Genomic DNA, 20568 nt, shown 5'->3' on the forward strand with positions numbered 1-20568 from the left:
TATAAATAACTTAAAAATAAATATTGCCTAAATGCACTACGGGTTAATTTTTTAATATTTAATTCAAAATTTAAATTGAAATGAAGAATATTGATGACAGTTTTCTGAAAGGAAGAATCAAAAGCCTTAATTACACCATAAAAGGGGCTTATTTGTTATTGAAAACAGAACATTCCATCATTACTCAGTCTCTCATTGGTATTATTTTCATTTTTCTAGGATTTTATTTTGGAATCTCAAAAGTAGAGTGGATGTTTCAGGTTTTGGGCATTGGGCTTATCCTTACAGCAGAAAGTCTTAATACAGCAGTTGAAAAATTATGCGATTTTATCCATCCGGATTATCATAAAAAGATAGGGTTCATAAAAGACATTGCTTCCGGAGCGATGACCTTTGCGGTTACTTCTGTTTTAATTGTACTCATTATTATTTATTATCCATATTTACATGAAAAACTTATTTCGTAGCAGATTTTCTGCGCTGTTCAGTGTTCTGGCTTTGTATATTATTTTATCATTCGTGATAAGAATAATACTTCTTTTATGGTCTGTAGGAGATGCCGACCTGAATTTAGTTTATATATTAAGAGCGTTTTTCACAGGATTTTGTTATGATCTTACTATCGGTTCATTATTTCTGTTTTTGTACGCTGTTTATTTGCTGATTTTCCCAAAAAGATGGATTGGTTCTTTGTTTGACAAAAGCTTTACCTATTTTTATCTCACCTTAATTTTCATAATAATTTACTTTAGTTTGCTCGCAGAAATTCCGTTTTGGGATGAGTTTGGTGTGCGATTTAATTTCATTGCAGTAGATTATCTGATTTATACTTACGAAGTTGTCGAAAACATCAACCAGTCATATCCTTTGCCCATAATTGGAGTTGTTTTAATAGGATTGATAGTTTCTACGTTTGTTTTATTTAAAAAAATAAACATCTTTAAAGAAACTTTTTCAAATAAAATTTCGATTGGTAAACGTTCAGTTTTTGCCGTTCCTGTTTTAGCAATTGCCGTAATATTAGGGTTGGTAATGAAAAACAAACAGGCAGACTTCAGCAACAATCTTGTGATGAATGAAGTGGGGAAAAATGGTGCGTTTTCTTTTGTGACCGCATTCAAATCCAACGAATTGGATTATGAAACCTTTTATCCTAAACTTCCTGAAAAAGAAGCATATTCGATTGTTAAAAATAATCTTTTACAGGAAAATCAAAATTATACATCACCAAAATACGATGATATCTCAAGATTAACTAAAGGAGAACAGGAGCAAAAACCAAATATAATCCTAATTGCCATAGAAAGTTTCAGTGCCGATTTTTTAAGCACTTTTGGAAATAAAGATAATCTTACACCTAATTACGAAAAGCTTGCAAACGAAAGTATTTTCTTCACAAATCTTTATGCAACAGGAACAAGAACGGTTCGCGGAATGGAAGCTTTAACATTATCTGTACCACCAACACCGGGAAACAGTATCGTAAGAAGACCGAATAATCAGAATTTATTCTCCGTTTCTACAATCGTAAAATCAAAAAATTATCAACCTTATTTTATTTATGGTGGGGATGGATATTTTGATAATATGAATAATTTTTTCGGAGGACAGGGCTTTGACATCGTTGACCGAAATAGAGGAAATCCTTTATCAGACGAGATCAAAACGAAGCGTTTTAATATTCCGGACAATGAAGTGAAATTCGAAAATGCATGGGGAATCTGTGACGAAGACCTTTACAGACAATCGATAAAATACGCAGATATAAGCAGTAAAGCCAACAAACCGTTTTTCCAGTTTGTAATGACGACTTCCAATCATAAACCTTATACTTTCCCAGCAGGAAAAATCGATCTTCCGCAAGGTGACAGAAATGCAGCTGTGAAATATACAGATTATGCGTTAGGAAAATTTATTGCCGATGCAAAATCTAAACCTTGGTTCAAAAATACAGTGTTTGTAATTGTTGCAGACCATTGTGCAAGTAGCGCCGGAAAATGGGAAATTAATATTGATAAGCATCATATTCCTGCGATTATTTATAACCTTAATCAACAACCTGAAAAAATTGACCGTCTAACTTCACAGATCGATGTGATGCCGACTTTATTCGGATATCTGGGCTGGAATTACAACACAAGTTTGTACGGAAAAGATATCAATCAAACAAAAATGGGAGATGAGCGTGCTTTCATCGGAAATTACAGAACTTTAGGAATGTTGAAAGGAAATGTCTTTACCCAGATTGACGATAGAAAAAGAGTAAAACAATTTGCTGTTTCAGGTAATGAAAAACAGACTTTATCAGAAATAAAAACAAAAAATCAGGATTTGGCTTCTCAAACAATTTCCTATTATCAGACCGCAAGTGTAAGATTTAAGAATGGAAAGATGAAAGCAAAATAAAATGTAAATAGCTTTTATAATATTTAAAATGTAAAAAGATTGATATTATTATCAATCTTTTGTGTTTTTTATTCCTTTATCCACATCATCAATTTTTTGACTTTGTATTGAATGTTAATGTTTTGAATACAGTTTTTAGAATTTTTGTTCATCCTTAAAGCTGTTATTTTGATTTTTTTTCCAGCAATATTTTGGCAAAATTGATCAAACGGAATTAATTTTTTATCATTGATAACGACAGGGATGTCGTATTTTCCGCAGAGATAATCTTTAAAATCATCCTTGGTTTTATTTTGTGCAGCGACTTGATTTAGTAAAAGTTGGAACTGCTCATTAGAAATTTCAGGTGCTTTTTTCTCAGCAATAACCGAATCTTTTTTGGATTTTGTTTTTGGTGAAACAGGAATATATTGCAGCATATCTACCAAAGGATCTTTCTGCGCACTGCCCATTGGAAGCGAAAAAGCAACATGAGGCTTCTCAAATTCGTAAGATTGAATATCTATTTTTCGTTTTGCTTTTATGGTTTTTGGAGCTACATAAATCGTTTTTACCGCTGTATGTTCTACATCTCCATTAACGATAAGAGTGATTTTTTTATCACCCACAGTTTTAAATTTGTATGATGGATTTTTCCCCAAAGCATCGGTACTTGCAGTTTCTCCAAAGCTCCATTCCCAAGATTCACCATCTTCTTTTTCTGCATCAAAAGACACAAGGTCTCCCACCGTTACTACATTCGGGCTGATAATTTGGGGTAAATAACCTAACTCTTGACTAATGCTGGAAATAGTGATCATTTTTTCATGGATACAACTTCCGTTAATTTTTAAACGAACAATATAATCACCAGCTTTTTTATAAGTATGAAGCGTTCTTTGGCGAGTATCAACAACAGAACCATCACCAAAATCCCACTCCCAAGACTTTGCACCTTCTGTATTATCGTAATATTCTACTACGCGATTGATCATAAATTCATCAGCATGAATAAAAAAATTGGCATTTTCGCAATCTACACGGCGAGAATACTGATAGAGCAAAAAAATAAAGCTTATTAGAGTGAGGATTCCCAGACTGATAAAGACCTTATAGTCCATGTTGGGAAAATGGATGATTTTTTTCTTCATTATCGTTTTGTGTGTTATCTGCAAATATATATAAGAAATTTTAAAAAAAAAGAATATTTTGATATAAAATATTTATTACATTTGTCAAAACACACTTGAATGAAATTTTCACTACATGACGCCCGTCATTTTTTAATTGGCCAACTTTCTCTGTTGTGCCTATTCGGATGTAGCAGTAAAAAGTATATCAAAGAACTCCCATATCAATATTCTTCAGAGCAATATGTAGAATCTACAGACTCTATAAAAGCACAGGTAGATTCTCAGTTTTCTAAAAATAATGACAATGCGGAAATGTTGACAGATGAACAGCTTCGTTTAAAAGAAAAGTATTCTATTATTTTAGAAACCATGCCGAAAGAGATTAATAACTATGCACTTTATGGTTATATTGATAAGTGGATTGGTACACCTTATAAAAAACAATCTTTTGATGAAGGTAAAGGTGTAGATTGTTCTTATTTTGTACAGTCTTTGTATAGCGATATCTACAAAGAAACATTTCCCAAAACGGCTGATGGAATTTTCCGCTCCAAAGCTATTCAATTATTCACAGGCAGAACTTTTTTGAAAGAAGGCGATATCCTTTTTTTTCGATATGATAAATTCAAACCTATTTCTGATGTTGGTATTTACCTGCATAATGATAGAATTTTAGCCTGTACCGAAACCGGGCTCAATATTTATGATTTTAATGATCAGTATTTTCAGCTGAGATACGTTGCAGCCGGAAGATTAAAAGAAAAGGAATAAATTATGGAACATTTAGAACATATTTCACAGCTTATCACCGCTTTTAATCATGATGTAAAAGCAGAAGTTATTATTGGGGATCTTTTAAAAACCGGAGATATTGATCAAGATCAATACCTGATTCAGAAAGACGGTCAGTTTAGCCGTGCCTATCGTTTTGATATTCTCAACTCTGATGTTACGGATTTTGATTATGATAGCACCCAATTTTTAAAACTTAGCATTTCCAGAGACAGTATTTACGATATGTTGCCAGAAGGCATTACTCATCAGTCTAAAAATGATATACCAGAAAAAGGTGTTGACACTATGATTAAAGAGTATAATGCCAGAAAAAAGCAGCAGACAGCAGCAAGAACTTTTTTTCAACCTTTTGAAAATGAATTTTTTAGATATGGCGTAGAAACAGAAACTTTTGAAAGCGATTTTTTGCATGAGCTCAATGCCAGTAAAGCACCGGAAATGTTTTATGATTTTTGGAATATCAGTAAAGATTTTCCACCATTATTGGTTTCAAAATTTATAAAACTATTGCCTTTTGCTTATAAAATAGTAGGGAATATTCCTTTATCTACTCATATTCTTTCTGTTTTGTTGGAAGAACAGGTTATGGTGAATGATAGAGAATATCAAGAATATTCGGATGAAAGTCAGGGGATTTCTTTGGCAGAAAGCAGATTGGGTTTAGACTTTATTACCGGAAACAGCTATGATGATTATTCTAAGCATTTGGATATTAAAATAGGTCCTCTTAAAAATGCTTCGTTCACAGATTTTATTCATGAAGGAAATAAGAAAAAATTTGTAGAGATGTTTTACGAACATTTTTTTCCGATCGAAGTAGAAATAAAAACCATCATTTTACTTCCGGAAGAAAAGCAAAAGTTTGAATTTGATACCAAAACACAACCTATTTTAGGATATAATACCTGTATATGAGCAAGATAAAAAAATATTTCACCAATTTATTTGATCCACAATTGCTGGTCATTGTACTTATTGTAATTGCGGTATGCATTATTCTTTCTATGATATTTTCACAAAAAACGTCTGAGTTTAAACAAAAATATAAATCAAAATTTTACATTTATTTATTTTCGATGGCATTTGTGTATGCTATTATTGCACTGTTGGGTTATAACAAACTTTTCTCTGACGAAAATTTGTACGAATTTATCTTTTATCAAATCTGTTCTTTATTGATAGGAATTGCACATTGTTATGCATACAGAGCTTACTTTCAAAAGTTTGGATTCAAAAAATCAGAAATGGAGTATTTGTTTGCTCTGATTTCGGTTTGCTACGCTTCTGTTCCGTTTTTACTAATTTATTCGTTTCTGAATGGGACTGAGCTGACCTATCTTGTACTGGGGCATTTTATCGTATTTTTTATTCCTACTTTCCTTAATGATACATTTAACCGTGCAATGGCAATTCCGCCAAAAGTATATCTTACATGGCAGTTTCCGGAGAATTATAAAAAAGTAGCCGGTGTAAGCGATGAAGAAATGAGAGACCTTGTCGTTTTTTCTTTCTTGATGGATAAAGACAAAAATGCTACAAAATATAGTATTTATAGGGGGAAAGGTCCTACGAGAATAGATTTTGGGAGGTTGTTTTACAACTTCGTATTAGATTATAACAACCGACATCCGGGAGACCAGATACAGCTAGAAGACGAAAATGGGTTTTTCAGTTGGGTGTTCTTTTTACAACCCAAATGGAATGAATCTACTAAATATATCGACCCTAATCTAACGCTTTATATGAACGGTATTGAAGAAAACAGTGTCATCTTCTGTATGAGAACCGAGCAAGTATTAGGAAACGAAAACCATGAAAAAAAAACTGATTTTGAATACAGTTTAGACCAAGATAACGAACGTGTAAAAAACGATTAAAACACAAACACAATGATAGAAAAACTTAACCATTTCCCAGTTAACTGGATTGACGGGATGAAAATCAACAAAACTCATTTCAATGATATGCAGGATTTCGTAAGCGATTCTGCGAGAGATGCTATAGGAGTGCATACTTCTATGATCAATTATGGACTGTTACCTGTTAATGATTCCATTAAAATGAATTTGATCATTGATAATCATCAGTTATTGAGAATTAAAGTAGAAAAATGCCACGCAATTACGCCCAACGGAGCCAGAATTGATATTGAGGCTTCAGAAAGTTTAAGCCTTTCCATTCCTTATCCGGAAACGGTTCGCGAGCTGAAAGAAAACGAAAGCACTGTTTTGCTGGCGTGTATTTCTGTTAATCATTTTAAAAGAACGCCTTATGGAGAGCCAGACCCGGAAGAAAATCCGCCGAGATATCCATATACACATCCAGAATATTCTCTTAATCTTATTCCTGAAGATGAACTGAAAAACACCATCGGTTTTGGTGCGAACTATCTTACCATTGGGAAAATTTTGGTGAATTCAGGAGAGTCTAAGATAGATGATAATTATATTCCTCCAAGCACAAGTGTGGCAAGTCATCAGAAATTACAGGATTTGTATACCGAGATCGACCGTTTTTATGGACAAATTGAGCTTTATGCAGTACAGATCGCTCAGAAAATCCATGCTAAAAAACAGACAAACGAATTGGCAACAATGATGGAAATGATGTCTGATAAAACCTTGAATTATTTAGGAATGGAAATCAATAGGCTCCGTTGGATGTCGCCACATACACCGCCAGCAAATATGCTTTTATCGGTAGTTGCGTTGGCTAGAATATTAAAAAATTTCATAGATGCAAGATCTGGTGCGGGTAAAGAAGAACTATTAAATTATTTTGCAGAATGGTGCAATGTAAGTCAGGGGGATTTTGAAATGATATTTTCAGAAACGATCAATACCGATTACAATCACAACCAGATGGATAACGTGATTTCTAAAATTGTAAGGTTTATGAAAACACTCGAAGATTTGTTCTCTATTCTCAGCAGACTAGATTACATCGGTAAAAAACGCGATGGAAGCATCTTTGTTTCAGAAAATACAGACGAAAGAGAAGCTGTTATTCATGCTAAACGAAGCCGTACATTTTTGGCAGATTAGTCTTACCAAGTTTACATCACATCATCATTAACTTATTATCTCATCACACATGGAGGTTCTTAATAAAAAACAACGAAGCAGGGCATATTGGTTCTTCGTATTATTTTTCGTCATTACAGTAGCAATGCTTATTACCGCAGTATTTTTTAATACTTACTTTCCTTTTAAAGAAAACAGTTTGTTAAAAAAAGAAAATGCCAAAATACAGAAGGAAATGGAAACACAGGATAAATTTTCTTTTCAGTTGGAAAAGGTAAAATCTGCCGTGGATTCTATTGGTGTGGCTGGACAAAATGATTTTTTTAACGAAAAACTAGCGCTTTCTATTCTTGCAGATATGTACAAACAATTGCCGAAAGATACTTTGCAAAATAAAAATATGTATAACAATACCATTATAACCTATAAAGATTTGATTGATGCTAAAAAGCAAATCAAACAACTTTCGGGTAATCAGGCTTTAATGGATAGTTTAAGCACGATCAATAAAACTTTGAAAGAAGAGTATGACAAAATGAAAACCGATTTGGAAGTATGCAGACAATTGTATCAGGCTCAATAATAAGCTTATGAATATTTCAAAAATAATATTTTTCTGTTTTTTCTTTTTTGCGATAAATATTTGCGCACAAAAGAAAATTTCAGATTCTGCAGAATTTGTTCAGTTTGATTGTGCCATTACTCAGACCAAGCAAAGATTAGATAAACATTTTTTTGCAAGTACGCCATCGATGGAATTAAGAGTGAATAATGATGATTACACCTATACAACTCTGCAGTTCGGCAAAAGAAAAAATAAAATGTATCTGTATCTGAGGATTTTGGAGGATAATATCTGTCTAAAAAAAGAGAAAAACGTTGATATTCATTTTAAATCCGGAGAAGTTATCACCTTAAAAAACGAGTATCCTATTAATTGTGAATCTTTTTTTGCAAAACAATTAAATAAAAAAGAAATCAAAAAATTATTAGAAAACGAGATTACACAAGTCAAAATATACACTTACAAAAAGAATTTTGAACTGTATGTAAGCACCACTCAGAGTATAAATATTCAGCATTTCTTACAATGTTTGGCAGCTTATAAGATTAAAAAGTCTGATGAGGTGAAAATAAAGAAACAAAAAAAACAAAAAGAATGAGCCCACTTCCGGAACTTAACCTTAATTTAGGCGTAACCAATCATTCAGGTTCCTCTTTTTATGGAGGAAACAACGAAGATAATATTATTGTCCGTACAGATTCTGCATTGAAAAAACATAGCATTACTCTGATAATTTCGGATATAGAAGTTGGAAAAATAGGAATTAAAATTAATAATAAAGAAATAGAAATTCCTACTTACAAATTAACAGTTACAGATGATAAAACGGGTGAAACCAATGCTTATCAAATTACCAGAGATACTTTGAATTTTGTCACATCAAAAACCAAGAAAAGTTTTCTTTCTTTTTTCGGATTCAAACGTTTTGATACAACATCTTTTTTATATGAAAATATTCCTTTCGAACCACAAATAGAATATCTGGAAAAATTTGATATTTCTAAACACAGAAAGCTTTCGCAAGATATTCTTACCTACGAATTTTCTGGAAATGGACAGCGAGTTTTAATATATGCAGGCAATCTTAATACGTTTGAAATTCCGAAAGAAATAACACAATATTTTGTGGTGGTAGATAAAAATAATGGGAAAAGTTTTATTGGCGATATTCTGTATCGTGAAAAATTTTTAAAGCTTACGCCCAAAGTAGAGCTTCACATTATCAAAAGAAAAAAGATTCCTAAAAATTTTGAATACGATGATAAAGGAAATATTAAGAAAATCATTTATCTGTAGACTATTTAGAGCAAAATAAATATCAATAATCATTAACTAATAACCCCAATCATGCAAGGAGTTTACTATAAAATACCATTCAGTTTTGAAAGTCTTACTGAGAAAAAAGATGCCGAAAAGATTTCTTTAGACCATTCTATCAATCAGCATTTATTTCTGCTTGCAACAACGTCTTTTGGTGAATGTAAGTTTGATGAAACGTATGGTTCAGAAATCTGGGAAATGGATTTTGATATTATGAAAACCGATAACAGTCTTAAAGAATTTATTGCAGAAACTCTGAAAAAATCGATTACGATGCATGAAAAAAGGCTGAAACTGGAAGATGTAGAGGTCATAGTGAATGATTATAATCTCGGAACATTGGGAAAACGAAGAATAAAAAAGAGAGTTTCTATTTCTGTGAAAGGACTGATTCTGGAAACCAATCGCCCGTTTATCTTCAATAATTCCTTTTTTGTAGGACCTCTTTCTTACTAAAACACAAAATAAATGATGAATCAAGACCGTATAAAAGACCGCATATTAAGAAGAGCCGCAAGAATGTGGGGGTACAGTGAGCTGGAAGCAGAAACGTCTTTCGACCCTATAGTTAGCTTACTTCTTTCTGCTACTGCAGCAGAATTAGAAAAATTAGGATTTGAATTAGAAAGTTCGCGTTCCAGAATTATCGAACGTGTTTTGGAGGTAATGTTTCCGGAAGAAGTTTCAGGAGTTATTCCTTCACGCACATTGTTGCAGGTAAATCCGTTAGAAAATAGTGCTAAAATATCGTTATACAGCCATTTTTCGACGATTAAAAAACAACAAAATATCTATAATCCGACAGAAACTATTACTAAAGAAATTTATTTTAGTCCAACCGTAGAATCTAAGCTTACCACCGCAAAAATTAAATATATTGCTTACGGAAACACGCTGAATCATATCGAAAGTTTCTTCTTTGAGGACACTATCGGGAAATCTGAAAGACATCTTCCTTCCGGCGAAATTTGGGTTGGAGTTTATTGTCCTAATAAAGAAAATATAGAAGATTTGCAGCTTTTTATTGATATCAATAATGCTTATCAAAAAGAATTGTTTTTCTATTATATGAAGCAGGCGAAAGTGTATTTCAGTGGGAAAGAACTGTCTTTGCAGGAAGGTTATAATGTGGAAAAAAGCAATCTGAACCTAGACCATATTATTACCAAAAACTACTCAGATTTGGAGCAGATTTATAATGATGTTAACCAATATTATTTTTCTAATTTTTTCACACTGAAAGGCAAAATAGATTTTAACGAGATTAGAACTCATGAAGAGTTGTTCTCTCAATATTTTACAGGTCATCATGCAGCGGAAAATAAAGATGTGGTTTGGTTGCAATTCAAATTTTCTGAGGCTATTGTACCTGATATTTTACAAAATGTACGTTTTGCACTCAATTGCATTCCGGCTATTAATACCAAACACGAGACCATGAGTCGTAGGATAAAAGGCAGGCTCAACATTATTCCTATAGAAACTGAGGACGCTTTTCTAGACCTCGATTATGTTTCTGATGACAATGGAAAACGTTTGGATATTAAAAGTTATGAATCTGAAAATGAAGGAATATCGGCTGTTCTAAGGAAAGGTGGTGTCTCCAGATTTGACCAAAGAAACGCATCCGAACTGTTACAATATTTATTAGAACTTATTAAAGATGAGACGGCTGCTTTTGCCGGTATAGGTGGCGATACGGCTAAAGAAACTTTGAGACAAATCAATCAAAATGTAACCTCACTTCACCAGACTGCTAAAGAAAAGAATTTTACACAAACCAATAATCCTTACCTCGTTATTTCATCTGGAAATCAGGAAACTGACGTTCAATGTACGATTTCTTATTGGTCTACAGCTGCAGAAGAAGCTAATAACCTGAAACCGGCGAGTATTTTTACGCTGAAAGGAAACGGAAATGGTGTGCTCAACAATACTTCGGTGATGATTCAAGCTTCTTTTGGAGGACGAAAAAAGCTGTCCTCACAAGATAAAATTTTAGAATATCGCAATGCCTTGCTTACGAGAGGAAGAGTAGTAACCATTGCCGACATCAAAGCTTTTGGGATGAATCATTTCAAAACCTTAGTAACTGGTGTTGATGTTCAAAAAGGAACAAAGAAAGAAGTCTCATTAAAAGGAGGATTCAGCAGAACGATAGATATTTTTTTAATTAAAAATAAAGAACTTACAGAGGGGCTTAATTCTTCAGAATGGGAGTATTTATGCGAAAGTTTTTTGCTTAAATTAAAAAATTCTTCAGCGAATATTTACCCATACAGATTATTTGAAAAATAAATTACATAAACTATTGCTTATTATTAAATTTTTTATAAATTTATCGGATAAAACAAAAACACATTGATGAAATCGCTACTATTCCAAGTAAATGTTATGCTATTCCATAAAAGCTAACTAAGTTTCCAAAAAAGAAGACCTACGAAATCATCTTTGATTGATTGAAATATAATTAACTAAATATATTATTATGCTATCAAACAAAGGAATTGGTGGAAACGAAGTTCCACTAGACGCTAATGAGGCCATTACGGAAATCCCTCAAAACAGAACGATTGTTGCCCAAAAACTGACGGCAGAAGACCCTGTGAAACCAGAACTGGTAGAAGGTCTTACAACGGTAGAAAGAGTTTTTGAACATTACAAACCAGAAATTAAAGTAGATTTTGAAGACGCTGAAGGTGCTATAAAAATGGAAAATCTTAGGTTCAAAAACTTAGGAGATTTCGGTACCAAAGGAATTACAGGACAGAGCAATTTTCTTACCGGCCTGGAAACTGAAAAAGACCAGTATCAGAAAATTGTAAAACAACTGAAAACTAACAAAATCCTGAAAGCTGCTTTGGAAGATCCTGATGCTAAAAAAGCTTTTCAGGACACCTTACAATCTTTAATTAAAGAACTGGAAGAAAATAAATAATCACCAAAAACACAAATTCATGTCAAACAAACAACAAGAACTACAGCCAACAGAAACTCCTGTTTTAGAACAAAAAAGAGGACCTCTTACATTAGATAAATCTATAGAAAAACTAGCTCGTTATGGCGGTTTTGACCTTTTGGAAACATCTATAGAAAATGTGCAAAATATTAATCCCGACAGAAAGGCAAGACGAAAAATCTTCCTTACGGAAAAAGGGAAAGAAAAGGAAAGAGAAACTTTGAAAAAAACATTAGAACTTTGGGCTAGTGTTATTGAAAAAAGTGATGCTCTTATCGATATGGTAGCACATTGCGATGACCAAAGAAAATCTGCAGAAGACCTTCTGTCTAAAAACCTTTCTAAAGCAGTGGGTGCAACCAGAGAATTAGAAACTAATTACAGAACAATTTCCATGTTCTATAAAAATACAGAGTCTGACAAAGTTAAAAATGTAACCGTTGTTAATGCGACTTTGGAACAATTAAAAGACTTAGACAATACCCGTTTTATAGATACCATTCATTCAGAGCTTTCAGATAATTACGATCGTTTAGATTTGAAAAATAATTATGGTTTATTGGTTATTCCGGGATACTTAGGTTCGAATAAAGTTGTAGAAAAATGGGCAAAAATTGCTCACGAAAATAAGGTAATGTTGGTTACTGATTTTGAACATCTAGATGAACCGGATGATGTGATGGAAATGTTTGACCAAGCTTATCTTACAGGCGGTGAGATCTACAGGTCTAATGTATTGATGACCTGTAACTGGTTGGTTGGAAGAGGTCGTTTTGAAGATATTCATGAAGCCGAAGATTTATTCATTCCGCCATCGGGTGCTTTAGCAGGCAAAGTGTATAAAACTTTAATGTCTCAGGTGACTGCGGGTAAAAAATTTGGTGGAATTAACGAAGTAGATGGTGTAAAATTCGATTTGAAAAAGAGTGAAATTGCCAATCTTGAAAATTTGGGATTGATACCAATGGTTAATGAGTACGGAAAAGTGATGGCTTTTTCTGGAAAAACATTATTTAATGGTGATAATTTGGGACTTCAAACGTATTCTGTGGTAAGAGTATTTGATTATGTTACCAAAGTATTAATGGATTTCTTAAACAGAAGAGCTTTCGAAAATTTTACAGCTGTAACGAGAAAAGAGATTATGAATCAAATTGTAAGGTTTTTAGATGCTATTACAGGACCTGGAAAACTGATTGAAAATTTCGAGATCAGAAAGTTTGAGCAAGACCCGGTACAAAAGGACAGAATTCATCTTGATATTCATATGAAACCTTATTTCCCGGCTAAAAATTTCCTTATCAAAATGGATGGACATAAAGGAGATGATGGTAACGAATGGGAGACAGAATACGAACAAAAATAATTTTTATTATATCATTTATATTGTCATCGAGGGATAAATGAAATACTCCTTCGATGATGTTTTAACTTGTTGATATTTAGTTATTTAACATAATAAAATAATTGAAAATAAATGATAAAAAGTATTGTGCGGTTAAAAAATAGTTATACATTTATATCAATATATTCCATATTTGGTTTTTTAAAAAAAATATATTTCAGGTAAAAACATAGTAAGGATATATTCCATTTTTGGTCGTATTAAAATATTAAAACCTTAAAATAATTTATTATGTCATTTAAAGCAAAATTCAAAGTTGCCGGTAAAGAGCGCAACGTGCTTGCAGTAGAATTCGGAATGCTGCAAGAGACCGACCCAACAGGAAGACCATCATCGGTGGCAAGAGGTGGTAAAATTCATTTAACAGTAGAAGGAACGGGCGAGACTGACCTTTTCGAGTGGATGACCAATTCATTTGAAAGAAAAGACGGAAGCATTACTTTTATAAAAAGAGATAGCGATGCCACGTTGAAAGAACTAAAGTTCAAAGAAGCTTATATTGTAAAATATAAAGAAGACTTTGACTCTAAAGGAGAAAATCCTCTTACTGAATCTTTTGTGCTTTCGGCAAAAGAAATCGAGCTAGGCAACGCAAAACACGTTAACGAATGGGTGTAATCTGTCTCTAACAGATTTTCGACACACTAAAAAATCAACCACAATCAATTAAGTTTTTTATGTAAAGAAGTGAATTAGGTTTCACTTCCAGAGAAAAAACACTCTTTTTATAATGGATTTTGTTTTGTTAAAGTTATTGAAAACAAGCTTGTTATATAATTTTAAACAATTTGAAATCTGCCCAAATAAAGAGTATTGAAAACACAAATCATTATTAATTCAATTAAAAATTAAAAAAAATGTCATTTAAAGCAAAACTAAAAGTAGGCGGAAAAGAATATAATGCCCTTAACGTAAGTTATGGATTGTTTCAGGAAACAGACGCTACAGGAAGACCATCAACGGTATCGAGAGGAGGAAAAATTGACCTTATTGTTGAAGGAACCGGTGCAACTGACCTTTTCGAATGGATGACCAACTCTTTCGAGAGAAAGGATGGAAGCGTGGTGTTTTTCAAAAGAGACAGCGAAGCAACTTTGAAGGAACTAAAATTCACAGAAGCCTATTTGGTAAAGCACAAAGAGAAGTTTGATGCTACAGGTGATAATCCTTTAACCGAAAGTTTTACGATCTCTGCAAGAAAGATAGAAATGGGAAGCGGAGCATTTGAAAATGAATGGGTATAACCCAATGAAATAAAAAGTGGGTGATGCCGATAGCAATTGCCCATTTTTATTTTCTTAAGTATAAACCAGAGTAATAAGATGTGATATAAATGATAAGCTCAAAATGTTCTATCACTTATCATTCATCATTAATAATTTATAATTAAACGTATGTCATTTTTATCAAAATTAGAATTAGACGGCAATACTTATAATATATTGGAGTGTAAATACAATTTTACACAGCCAGTTGACGGAACAGGAAAGCCAAAAGGGATGCCCAAAGGCGGAGATATTATCATCAAGATCGAAAGTACAGGAAATCCGGAATTATTGGGCTGGATGTTAGACCATAATCAGGTGAAAAACGGAAAGATTGTCTTCTACCGTAGAGATGCGATGAGCAAGCTTCAGGAACTGAATTTTGAGAAAGCCTATTGTATAGAATTTTCCGAACATTTTAATGCGGATAATAGTCAGCCTTTACAAATAGAAATGCGTCTTATCGCAAAGAAATTCAATATCAATGGAGCAACACATGAGAAACAATGGCGGGATTAAATCAGGAATGTGAAGTATGAAAACTCAAAATAAGAAATGAGTAGTCTTAAAAATGGAAATTTAACTTTTCTAAAAATAATCATGTTCTTCAATTAAAAATCAGGAAAATACTCAAATACTAAGTACATAAGCATTTAACGACCAATAACACAAACAGTATGGAAAACCAAGACTTATCAACTCTTTTTGGAACATCACGTTCTTTCAAAGATTGGCTTCACGACATCACCAATCCATTAGTGTACTGTCTTTTAACGGTAGAAGGAAAAGATTTTTTGGCTAAAAACAGTTATGCCGTCAATCTTCATCAGAAAACCAATGACCACGACAGCTTTAGTATTACTGTTCCGGATGATGCTTTGGATAGTTTTGAAGGTTATGTAATGGAACATTCAAAAAACTTATTGGGAAAATACCTTAGCATTACTTATTGGCGTTTTGGTCAAATTAAACAGACTTTTGCCGGAATTATCGAAAAAATCAGCAATAAAAAAGATGAAGGTGGAGGTTACGGAACACTTTGTATTACAGGTTTTGCGCCCAGTATTTTATTAGAGAATGGTAAAGATTGTCAGAGTTTTGAAGAAAAAACTTTGGAGCAAATCATCAAAGAAGTTACCGAAGAGTACCCGAAAGAGGCCAAAGTGGAAGTGTCTTCTAATTATTTGAATGAATTCAATAAAAATACCCTTCCTTACACCGTTCAGTACAAAGAATCTGACTACGCTTTTATCCAAAGATTAGCAAAAAGACACGGCGAATTTTTCTATTATACAGGTGAAAAACTTGTTTTTGGAAACAAAACGCAACCCATCATCAGATTAGCTGAAAATATAGATCTGATAGATGTAGAGTTCGAAATGAAAATGCAGTCACAAGACTTCAGTTTCATAAGCTATGATGCACAAAGCGGTTCAAAAATAGAAAAAGATAGCAACTCAATAAAAAGTGAATTTAAAGAAAGTCCGTTTCAAAGTGTTGCAATAAATGCTTCGAGAAAAGTATTCAAAAAGAAACCAAAAATGCATTTCAATGCGACAGGAATCAACTCCAGCTCTGACCAAGAACTGGAAGAAGCTGTAAGACTGGAAAAAGAACGAAGAGAAAATCTGATGCGGATTAAAGGCAGAAGCAAAGACCCAGCTCTTAAAATTGGTGGAAGAGCAGAACTCTCAGACATCAATTCTAAAGCAATGGAAACGTATCGCATTATAGAAATAACTCATTTTTATGATGGTGAAGATTATTATAATGAATTTGTAGGCATTCCGGATTTGTTCAATGCGGCACCTTATATTGACACAGAAGCTTTACCAAAAGGAGAGGAGCAACCTGCAAGAGTAATGGACAATAACGACCCGATGGGAATGGGTAGAGTTCGCGTGCAGTTTCCGTGGCAGGAAGATAAAAACCAGGTCACACCTTGGATAAGATTGATTCAGCCTCATTCGGGAGCAGGAAAAGGCTTTCATTTTATTCCTGAAATTGGTGAAGAAGTTTTAGTTGGTCATGAATCTCAAAATGCAGAGAAACCTTTCGTAATGGGAATGCATTACAACGGAAGTGAAACGAGCTCTTATCATACGAGTGGGAATGATAAGAAAGTTATTCATACGAGAAGCGGGACAAAGATTATTCTGAATGATGCAGAAGGAAGTGTTTTCATAGAAGATCCGAGCGGGAATACTTATCTGATGGATGGTGCTGGAAACATTAATGTGAATGCGCCGAAGAATATGACGTTTACGGCGGGAGAGGATATAAATATTAGTGCCGGAAAAAATATGAGCACTACCGTTGGTAATGATCATAAAATAAATATCACTAATAATCATCAGTTTGCATCAAAAAATTATAATCAAACAGTCAATGAAAATAAAACTGTAAATATAACGGGAGATTTAGACGAAACTACTTCTAAAACTACCCACAAAGCTAAAAACGGAGATGTCTTAATACAAAGTGCTGGAGTTGCAAAGGTTTTAGGGAAAATTGATGCAAAAGTAAATAAAGGGTAATGAGCAAAACGATTAATAATGTTAAGTTTTATTTAGGGATTTTTATTTTATCCATTTTAATTGGGATAATAGTTCCGTATATCTGTTTAGCAGTATTTCCTAATGAATTTGGGTATGAAATTATTTTCTTAATCTATATTTCAATAGGTATTATACCAATTTCTTTTATATTATTTATAATAAGTAGTCTTATTTTTAAAAATAAAACACTCTCATTTTTAATCAAAGTGTTCTTTGCTATAACATCCTTATTTTTAATTCCCTGTTGATTCTCCTTAAACTTGCCACTCAATAATTATCTAATGAAAAAATTGACCATATATCTATTATTGATACAAAATATCGGAGTTGTAAAGGATTTAGGAAAAAATTGATGCTAAAGTGAACAAAGGATAAACTATTAATAATATCAAATCTCAAGCGAATACCAATAGTTAATTTTATTATCAAAAAATATGAATGAAAAAGCTAGTACAGGCAAAATATTAATCTTGATAGTATCCATTTTTTTGTTAGCAATAATTCTCTTTGCTTTTAATATATTTTTAATGTTTAAAACTGATTGTGGTGAAACAAAAGGATATGGTGCAATAGTAGGAATTCCGCTTTATTCAGCTATTAGCACGGGACTTTCAATGACAACTTATGTTGCAATGTATTTTTTGTTAAAAAAAATTCTAAAAATTGATTGGCGAATTATAATATTAATAGCTGTTATATTTAGTATTTTAACATCATTGGCATATATGAATTTTTTTATTTGCAATGATTCTTTTTACATACACGATTATATTTGATTAGATTAAAATAACTAAATGAAAAAATACACAATACTATACTTGTTATTAAGTTTAATGTTATCCTGTCAAGACAAAAAAAATGGAAGATAAATTTAAGTGGCAAGAAGGTTATACATCACCTAAAGGTTACCCAACTTATATCTATGAAGGAGGAATGACATCAGAAGATGGTTACGTAGGTTTTCCTGATATGCCAATAATAGAAACATCAGATTGGGGAAGCGGTGGTGGTATGGGAAGCGGAAAAAGACCATCCCACAGTTACTGCACGTAAAATGGCTGTCTTATGCTGAAGGGTGTTTCTATACTATTGAAACGCCTATTGATCAAGAAAAATTGTTTTCATTGGTTAAAAATAGATATAAATCAAAGGCTGTCAGTGGAAGTGGTGAAATCAGGCACGAAATTTATGACGAAATCTGTACCGGTTTTGCACCAGGAGGGGTTGTAATCGTTTGGGCAGTTGGAATTGGAAGGCAAACTGAAATCGGAAGATATCAAGGAAAGAAAGTTACTATTCCTCAATCTGAAATCGAAAGGCTTGATAGCCACGAGATATTGTTGTTCAAGCCAGAATATCGAAAAATGACCATGACTGATGATAGGATTGTTCCGAAAAAAATTCAGGAAACTAATAAAAACAAGCCCATCTCTTTTGGTCTTTGGATACTTATCGCAAAAAATATCAATGGAAGCCTGTTTTTGAATTACAGAATGGTCCTGTTTTGAATTTAAAATCTACTTTGGATATTAGATATTTAAATGGAGAGGTTGGAGATATTTTCAATGAGAAATTTCCCTTACAAGATTATGAGAATAAAGCTATCCCTAGAAGAATTATATTTGATTGGATAGACGATGAAGGCATTGGATATGGTGGAAATTGCAACTTAAATGAAGAATCAGCCCTTGTGGCATTTAAAGAGGTCTATGGAGAGCATCCTGACAGTATAACCGCAGATTTGGATATTAGAGTCAATATGGCGAATACTTTTTTTACCGTAAAACTAAAAGGGACGGCAAAGATATTTTTATTAAAACAGAAAATTTAGAAGTTTTTGAAATAAGAAAGTAAATTATGGGACAAACATTTGTATATAACGCAGGAGCTTCTAGAAGGCGACCTCCATTTGGAGTTTGGGATGTTTTTTGATGGGAAGCTTAATAAAAGAAACACGAAAAAAGGATAAATGATGAAAAAAATAATAACCCAACTCCTTGCCATCCTGCTTTTTACCCAATTAGTATCCTGCCAGGAAAAACAAGAAAAAAACACAAAAATGGAAGAAGAACAATTTAGTTGGGAAGCACAAACTTCTTGCCCACTTGGCTACCCTGTAGAAGTATATAAGGGAGGGATAGGTTTTAAAAGCCTAAATAACGGTCTTTGTACAGGTGTTGCACCATGGGGAACAACTAGCGGAGGTATGGATGACCGTTCAGATTGGATGCCCAGATTCTTAAATGTGACTTGGCTCTCGTTTGCAGAAGATTGTATGTACACAATAGAAACGCCAATAGACCATCAGAAATTATATGATCTTTTTAAAAAAGGTTTTGATACCAAAGAGGTTAGTGGAAGCGGAAAAATAAGACATGAAACTTATGACGGAATCTGTACAGGTCTTGCGCCAGGTGGCATAGTGGTAGTATGGGCGGTTGGCACAGGAAGACAAACAGAAATAGGCAGATATCAGGGGAAGAAAATTGTAATCCCACCATCAGAAATTGCAAAGCTAGATAGCCATGAACATTTGCTATTTGATGCAAAATATAGAAAGGGAATCATGACCAGTGAAGACGTCATCCCCAAAGCAGTACAGGAAGCCAACAAAAACAAACCAATCCCTTTTGGCTTGTGGGATACGTACCGGTTAAAATACCAATGGAAGCCAGTCTTTGAATTGCAGAATGGTTCGGTTCTAAATCCAAAAACGACTTATAATATTAAATATGTAAATGGAGAAGCTGCTGAAATATTTAATGAAAATTTTCCAATAAAAGAATTTGAGCCTAATCCAATTCCGAAATACTTAGACTTTTCTTGGAAAGCTGAAGATGGTAAATATTATGCTGGAAATTGCAATTTAAATGAAGAATCTGCCCTTGCAGCATTTAAAGAGGTCTATGCGGAACATCCCGACAGTATAACCGCAGATTTGAATATCAGAGTCAATATGGCAAATTCTTTTTTTACGGTAAAACTAAAAGGGAACGGCAAAGATATTTTTATTAAAACAGAAAAATTAGAAGTTTTTGAAGCTACAATTTTTAAATAATTATGAGACAGACATTTGTATATAACGCAGGAGCTCCTGTTATTCCAGAAGGCGACCTCCATTTGGAGTTCGGGATGTTCTTTGATGGGACGCTTAATAAAA

The 20568-nt window shown here is 33.1% G+C and carries 23 protein-coding genes; 22 read left to right on the forward strand and 1 reads right to left on the reverse strand.

The window, feature by feature from the left end:
- Positions 1–80: 80 nt before the first annotated feature.
- Together OEW74_RS18215 and OEW74_RS18220 are read left to right on the forward strand one after the other, a co-directional pair.
- Positions 81–467: a diacylglycerol kinase gene (locus tag OEW74_RS18215; protein ID WP_265429823.1), complete on the forward strand. Its 387-nt coding sequence runs from the start codon at positions 81–83 to the stop codon at positions 465–467.
- Positions 448–2406 carry an LTA synthase family protein gene (locus OEW74_RS18220; protein WP_265429824.1) on the forward strand — a complete coding sequence of 653 codons (1959 nt, stop codon included), beginning with the start codon at positions 448–450 and terminating at the stop codon, positions 2404–2406. The genes OEW74_RS18215 and OEW74_RS18220 overlap by 20 nt, the downstream gene beginning before the upstream one ends.
- Positions 2407–2474: 68 nt before the next feature.
- On the opposite strand, the gene OEW74_RS18225 is transcribed toward OEW74_RS18220, so the two are convergent.
- Entirely contained in the window at positions 2475–3536 is a 1062-nt protein-coding gene (locus OEW74_RS18225) for a PKD domain-containing protein (RefSeq protein ID WP_265429825.1), read from the reverse strand.
- 99 nt (positions 3537–3635) lie between these two features.
- Here OEW74_RS18225 and OEW74_RS18230 point away from each other — a divergent pair, with 99 nt between their 5' ends.
- The 20 genes from OEW74_RS18230 to OEW74_RS18325 all read left to right on the forward strand — a co-directional run bounded on the left by OEW74_RS18230 (position 3636) and on the right by OEW74_RS18325 (position 20466).
- Positions 3636–4289, forward strand: a complete 654-nt coding sequence (locus OEW74_RS18230) for a C40 family peptidase (protein WP_265429826.1) — start codon at positions 3636–3638, stop codon at positions 4287–4289.
- Positions 4290–4292: 3 nt separating this feature from the next.
- Positions 4293–5228, forward strand: coding sequence for a type VI secretion system baseplate subunit TssG (locus OEW74_RS18235; protein WP_265429827.1), 936 nt, complete (start codon positions 4293–4295; stop codon positions 5226–5228).
- Entirely contained in the window at positions 5225–6190 is a 966-nt protein-coding gene (locus OEW74_RS18240) for a TssN family type VI secretion system protein (protein WP_265429828.1), read from the forward strand. Before OEW74_RS18235 ends, OEW74_RS18240 begins: the two co-directional genes overlap by 4 nt.
- Before the next feature lie 12 nt (positions 6191–6202).
- Complete coding sequence (locus OEW74_RS18245) at positions 6203–7357, forward strand: type VI secretion system baseplate subunit TssK (protein ID WP_265429829.1); 1155 nt, start codon at positions 6203–6205, stop codon at positions 7355–7357.
- A gap of 49 nt (positions 7358–7406) precedes the next feature.
- Positions 7407–7919, forward strand: a complete 513-nt coding sequence (tssO, locus tag OEW74_RS18250; protein WP_265429830.1) for a type VI secretion system TssO — start codon at positions 7407–7409, stop codon at positions 7917–7919.
- A gap of 7 nt (positions 7920–7926) precedes the next feature.
- The gene (locus OEW74_RS18255) at positions 7927–8499 is read left to right on the forward strand and encodes a hypothetical protein (protein ID WP_265429831.1); all 573 of its coding nucleotides are present in this window, start codon (positions 7927–7929) and stop codon (positions 8497–8499) included.
- Positions 8496–9197: a hypothetical protein gene (locus OEW74_RS18260; protein WP_265429832.1), complete on the forward strand. Its 702-nt coding sequence runs from the start codon at positions 8496–8498 to the stop codon at positions 9195–9197. Before OEW74_RS18255 ends, OEW74_RS18260 begins: the two co-directional genes overlap by 4 nt.
- 51 nt (positions 9198–9248) lie before the next feature.
- Positions 9249–9677 carry a GPW/gp25 family protein gene (locus OEW74_RS18265; RefSeq protein WP_265429833.1) on the forward strand — a complete coding sequence of 143 codons (429 nt, stop codon included), beginning with the start codon at positions 9249–9251 and terminating at the stop codon, positions 9675–9677.
- Between the two features lie 12 nt (positions 9678–9689).
- Positions 9690–11519 carry a type VI secretion system baseplate subunit TssF gene (locus OEW74_RS18270; RefSeq protein ID WP_322645598.1) on the forward strand — a complete coding sequence of 610 codons (1830 nt, stop codon included), beginning with the start codon at positions 9690–9692 and terminating at the stop codon, positions 11517–11519.
- Between the two features lie 190 nt (positions 11520–11709).
- Positions 11710–12159 (forward strand): hypothetical protein, encoded by a 450-nt coding sequence (locus OEW74_RS18275; RefSeq protein WP_265429834.1) that lies wholly within the window; start codon positions 11710–11712, stop codon positions 12157–12159.
- A 19-nt stretch (positions 12160–12178) separates the two neighbouring features.
- Positions 12179–13546 (forward strand): DUF5458 family protein, encoded by a 1368-nt coding sequence (locus tag OEW74_RS18280; RefSeq protein WP_265429835.1) that lies wholly within the window; start codon positions 12179–12181, stop codon positions 13544–13546.
- Positions 13547–13816: 270 nt separating this feature from the next.
- Positions 13817–14203, forward strand: coding sequence for a type VI secretion system tube protein TssD (gene tssD, locus OEW74_RS18285; RefSeq protein ID WP_265429836.1), 387 nt, complete (start codon positions 13817–13819; stop codon positions 14201–14203).
- 239 nt (positions 14204–14442) lie between these two features.
- Positions 14443–14829 (forward strand): type VI secretion system tube protein TssD, encoded by a 387-nt coding sequence (tssD, locus tag OEW74_RS18290; protein ID WP_265429837.1) that lies wholly within the window; start codon positions 14443–14445, stop codon positions 14827–14829.
- A gap of 150 nt (positions 14830–14979) precedes the next feature.
- Entirely contained in the window at positions 14980–15369 is a 390-nt protein-coding gene (gene tssD, locus OEW74_RS18295; RefSeq protein ID WP_265429838.1) for a type VI secretion system tube protein TssD, read from the forward strand.
- A gap of 158 nt (positions 15370–15527) precedes the next feature.
- Positions 15528–17387 (forward strand): type VI secretion system Vgr family protein, encoded by a 1860-nt coding sequence (locus OEW74_RS18300; protein ID WP_265429839.1) that lies wholly within the window; start codon positions 15528–15530, stop codon positions 17385–17387.
- 455 nt (positions 17388–17842) lie between these two features.
- The gene (locus tag OEW74_RS18305; RefSeq protein ID WP_265429840.1) at positions 17843–18184 is read left to right on the forward strand and encodes a hypothetical protein; all 342 of its coding nucleotides are present in this window, start codon (positions 17843–17845) and stop codon (positions 18182–18184) included.
- 82 nt (positions 18185–18266) lie between these two features.
- On the forward strand, positions 18267–18461 hold the full coding sequence (locus OEW74_RS18310; protein ID WP_265429841.1) for a hypothetical protein: 195 nt from the start codon (positions 18267–18269) through the stop codon (positions 18459–18461).
- A complete protein-coding gene (locus OEW74_RS18315; RefSeq protein WP_265429842.1) occupies positions 18401–18916 on the forward strand; it encodes a DUF2931 family protein in 516 nt (171 codons plus the stop codon). Before OEW74_RS18310 ends, OEW74_RS18315 begins: the two co-directional genes overlap by 61 nt.
- A complete protein-coding gene (locus tag OEW74_RS18320; RefSeq protein WP_265429843.1) occupies positions 18913–19239 on the forward strand; it encodes a hypothetical protein in 327 nt (108 codons plus the stop codon). The genes OEW74_RS18315 and OEW74_RS18320 overlap by 4 nt, the downstream gene beginning before the upstream one ends.
- A 228-nt stretch (positions 19240–19467) precedes the next feature.
- Complete coding sequence (locus tag OEW74_RS18325) at positions 19468–20466, forward strand: DUF2931 family protein (RefSeq protein ID WP_265429844.1); 999 nt, start codon at positions 19468–19470, stop codon at positions 20464–20466.
- The last annotated feature ends 102 nt before the right edge of the window (positions 20467–20568 follow it).

The sequence above is a fragment of the Chryseobacterium sp. YIM B08800 genome (assembly GCF_026163565.1).
Classification (GTDB): Bacteria; Bacteroidota; Bacteroidia; order Flavobacteriales; family Weeksellaceae; genus Chryseobacterium.

Excerpts from the sequence above, each read along its gene's own strand:
- OEW74_RS18215 (WP_265429823.1), top strand. The coding sequence starts at position 81 with ATGAAGAATATTGATGACAGTTTTCTGAAAGGAAGAATCAAAAGCCTT.
- OEW74_RS18220 (WP_265429824.1), top strand. The coding sequence starts at position 448 with ATGAAAAACTTATTTCGTAGCAGATTTTCTGCGCTGTTCAGTGTTCTG.
- OEW74_RS18225 (WP_265429825.1), bottom strand. The coding sequence starts at position 3,536 with ATGAAGAAAAAAATCATCCATTTTCCCAACATGGACTATAAGGTCTTT.
- OEW74_RS18230 (WP_265429826.1), top strand. The coding sequence starts at position 3,636 with ATGAAATTTTCACTACATGACGCCCGTCATTTTTTAATTGGCCAACTT.
- OEW74_RS18235 (WP_265429827.1), top strand. The coding sequence starts at position 4,293 with ATGGAACATTTAGAACATATTTCACAGCTTATCACCGCTTTTAATCAT.
- OEW74_RS18240 (WP_265429828.1), top strand. The coding sequence starts at position 5,225 with ATGAGCAAGATAAAAAAATATTTCACCAATTTATTTGATCCACAATTG.
- OEW74_RS18245 (WP_265429829.1), top strand. The coding sequence starts at position 6,203 with ATGATAGAAAAACTTAACCATTTCCCAGTTAACTGGATTGACGGGATG.
- tssO (WP_265429830.1), top strand. The coding sequence starts at position 7,407 with ATGGAGGTTCTTAATAAAAAACAACGAAGCAGGGCATATTGGTTCTTC.
- OEW74_RS18255 (WP_265429831.1), top strand. The coding sequence starts at position 7,927 with ATGAATATTTCAAAAATAATATTTTTCTGTTTTTTCTTTTTTGCGATA.
- OEW74_RS18260 (WP_265429832.1), top strand. The coding sequence starts at position 8,496 with ATGAGCCCACTTCCGGAACTTAACCTTAATTTAGGCGTAACCAATCAT.
- OEW74_RS18265 (WP_265429833.1), top strand. The coding sequence starts at position 9,249 with ATGCAAGGAGTTTACTATAAAATACCATTCAGTTTTGAAAGTCTTACT.
- OEW74_RS18270 (WP_322645598.1), top strand. The coding sequence starts at position 9,690 with ATGATGAATCAAGACCGTATAAAAGACCGCATATTAAGAAGAGCCGCA.
- OEW74_RS18275 (WP_265429834.1), top strand. The coding sequence starts at position 11,710 with ATGCTATCAAACAAAGGAATTGGTGGAAACGAAGTTCCACTAGACGCT.
- OEW74_RS18280 (WP_265429835.1), top strand. The coding sequence starts at position 12,179 with ATGTCAAACAAACAACAAGAACTACAGCCAACAGAAACTCCTGTTTTA.
- tssD (WP_265429836.1), top strand. The coding sequence starts at position 13,817 with ATGTCATTTAAAGCAAAATTCAAAGTTGCCGGTAAAGAGCGCAACGTG.
- tssD (WP_265429837.1), top strand. The coding sequence starts at position 14,443 with ATGTCATTTAAAGCAAAACTAAAAGTAGGCGGAAAAGAATATAATGCC.
- tssD (WP_265429838.1), top strand. The coding sequence starts at position 14,980 with ATGTCATTTTTATCAAAATTAGAATTAGACGGCAATACTTATAATATA.
- OEW74_RS18300 (WP_265429839.1), top strand. The coding sequence starts at position 15,528 with ATGGAAAACCAAGACTTATCAACTCTTTTTGGAACATCACGTTCTTTC.
- OEW74_RS18305 (WP_265429840.1), top strand. The coding sequence starts at position 17,843 with ATGAATGAAAAAGCTAGTACAGGCAAAATATTAATCTTGATAGTATCC.
- OEW74_RS18310 (WP_265429841.1), top strand. The coding sequence starts at position 18,267 with ATGGAAGATAAATTTAAGTGGCAAGAAGGTTATACATCACCTAAAGGT.
- OEW74_RS18325 (WP_265429844.1), top strand. The coding sequence starts at position 19,468 with ATGGAAGAAGAACAATTTAGTTGGGAAGCACAAACTTCTTGCCCACTT.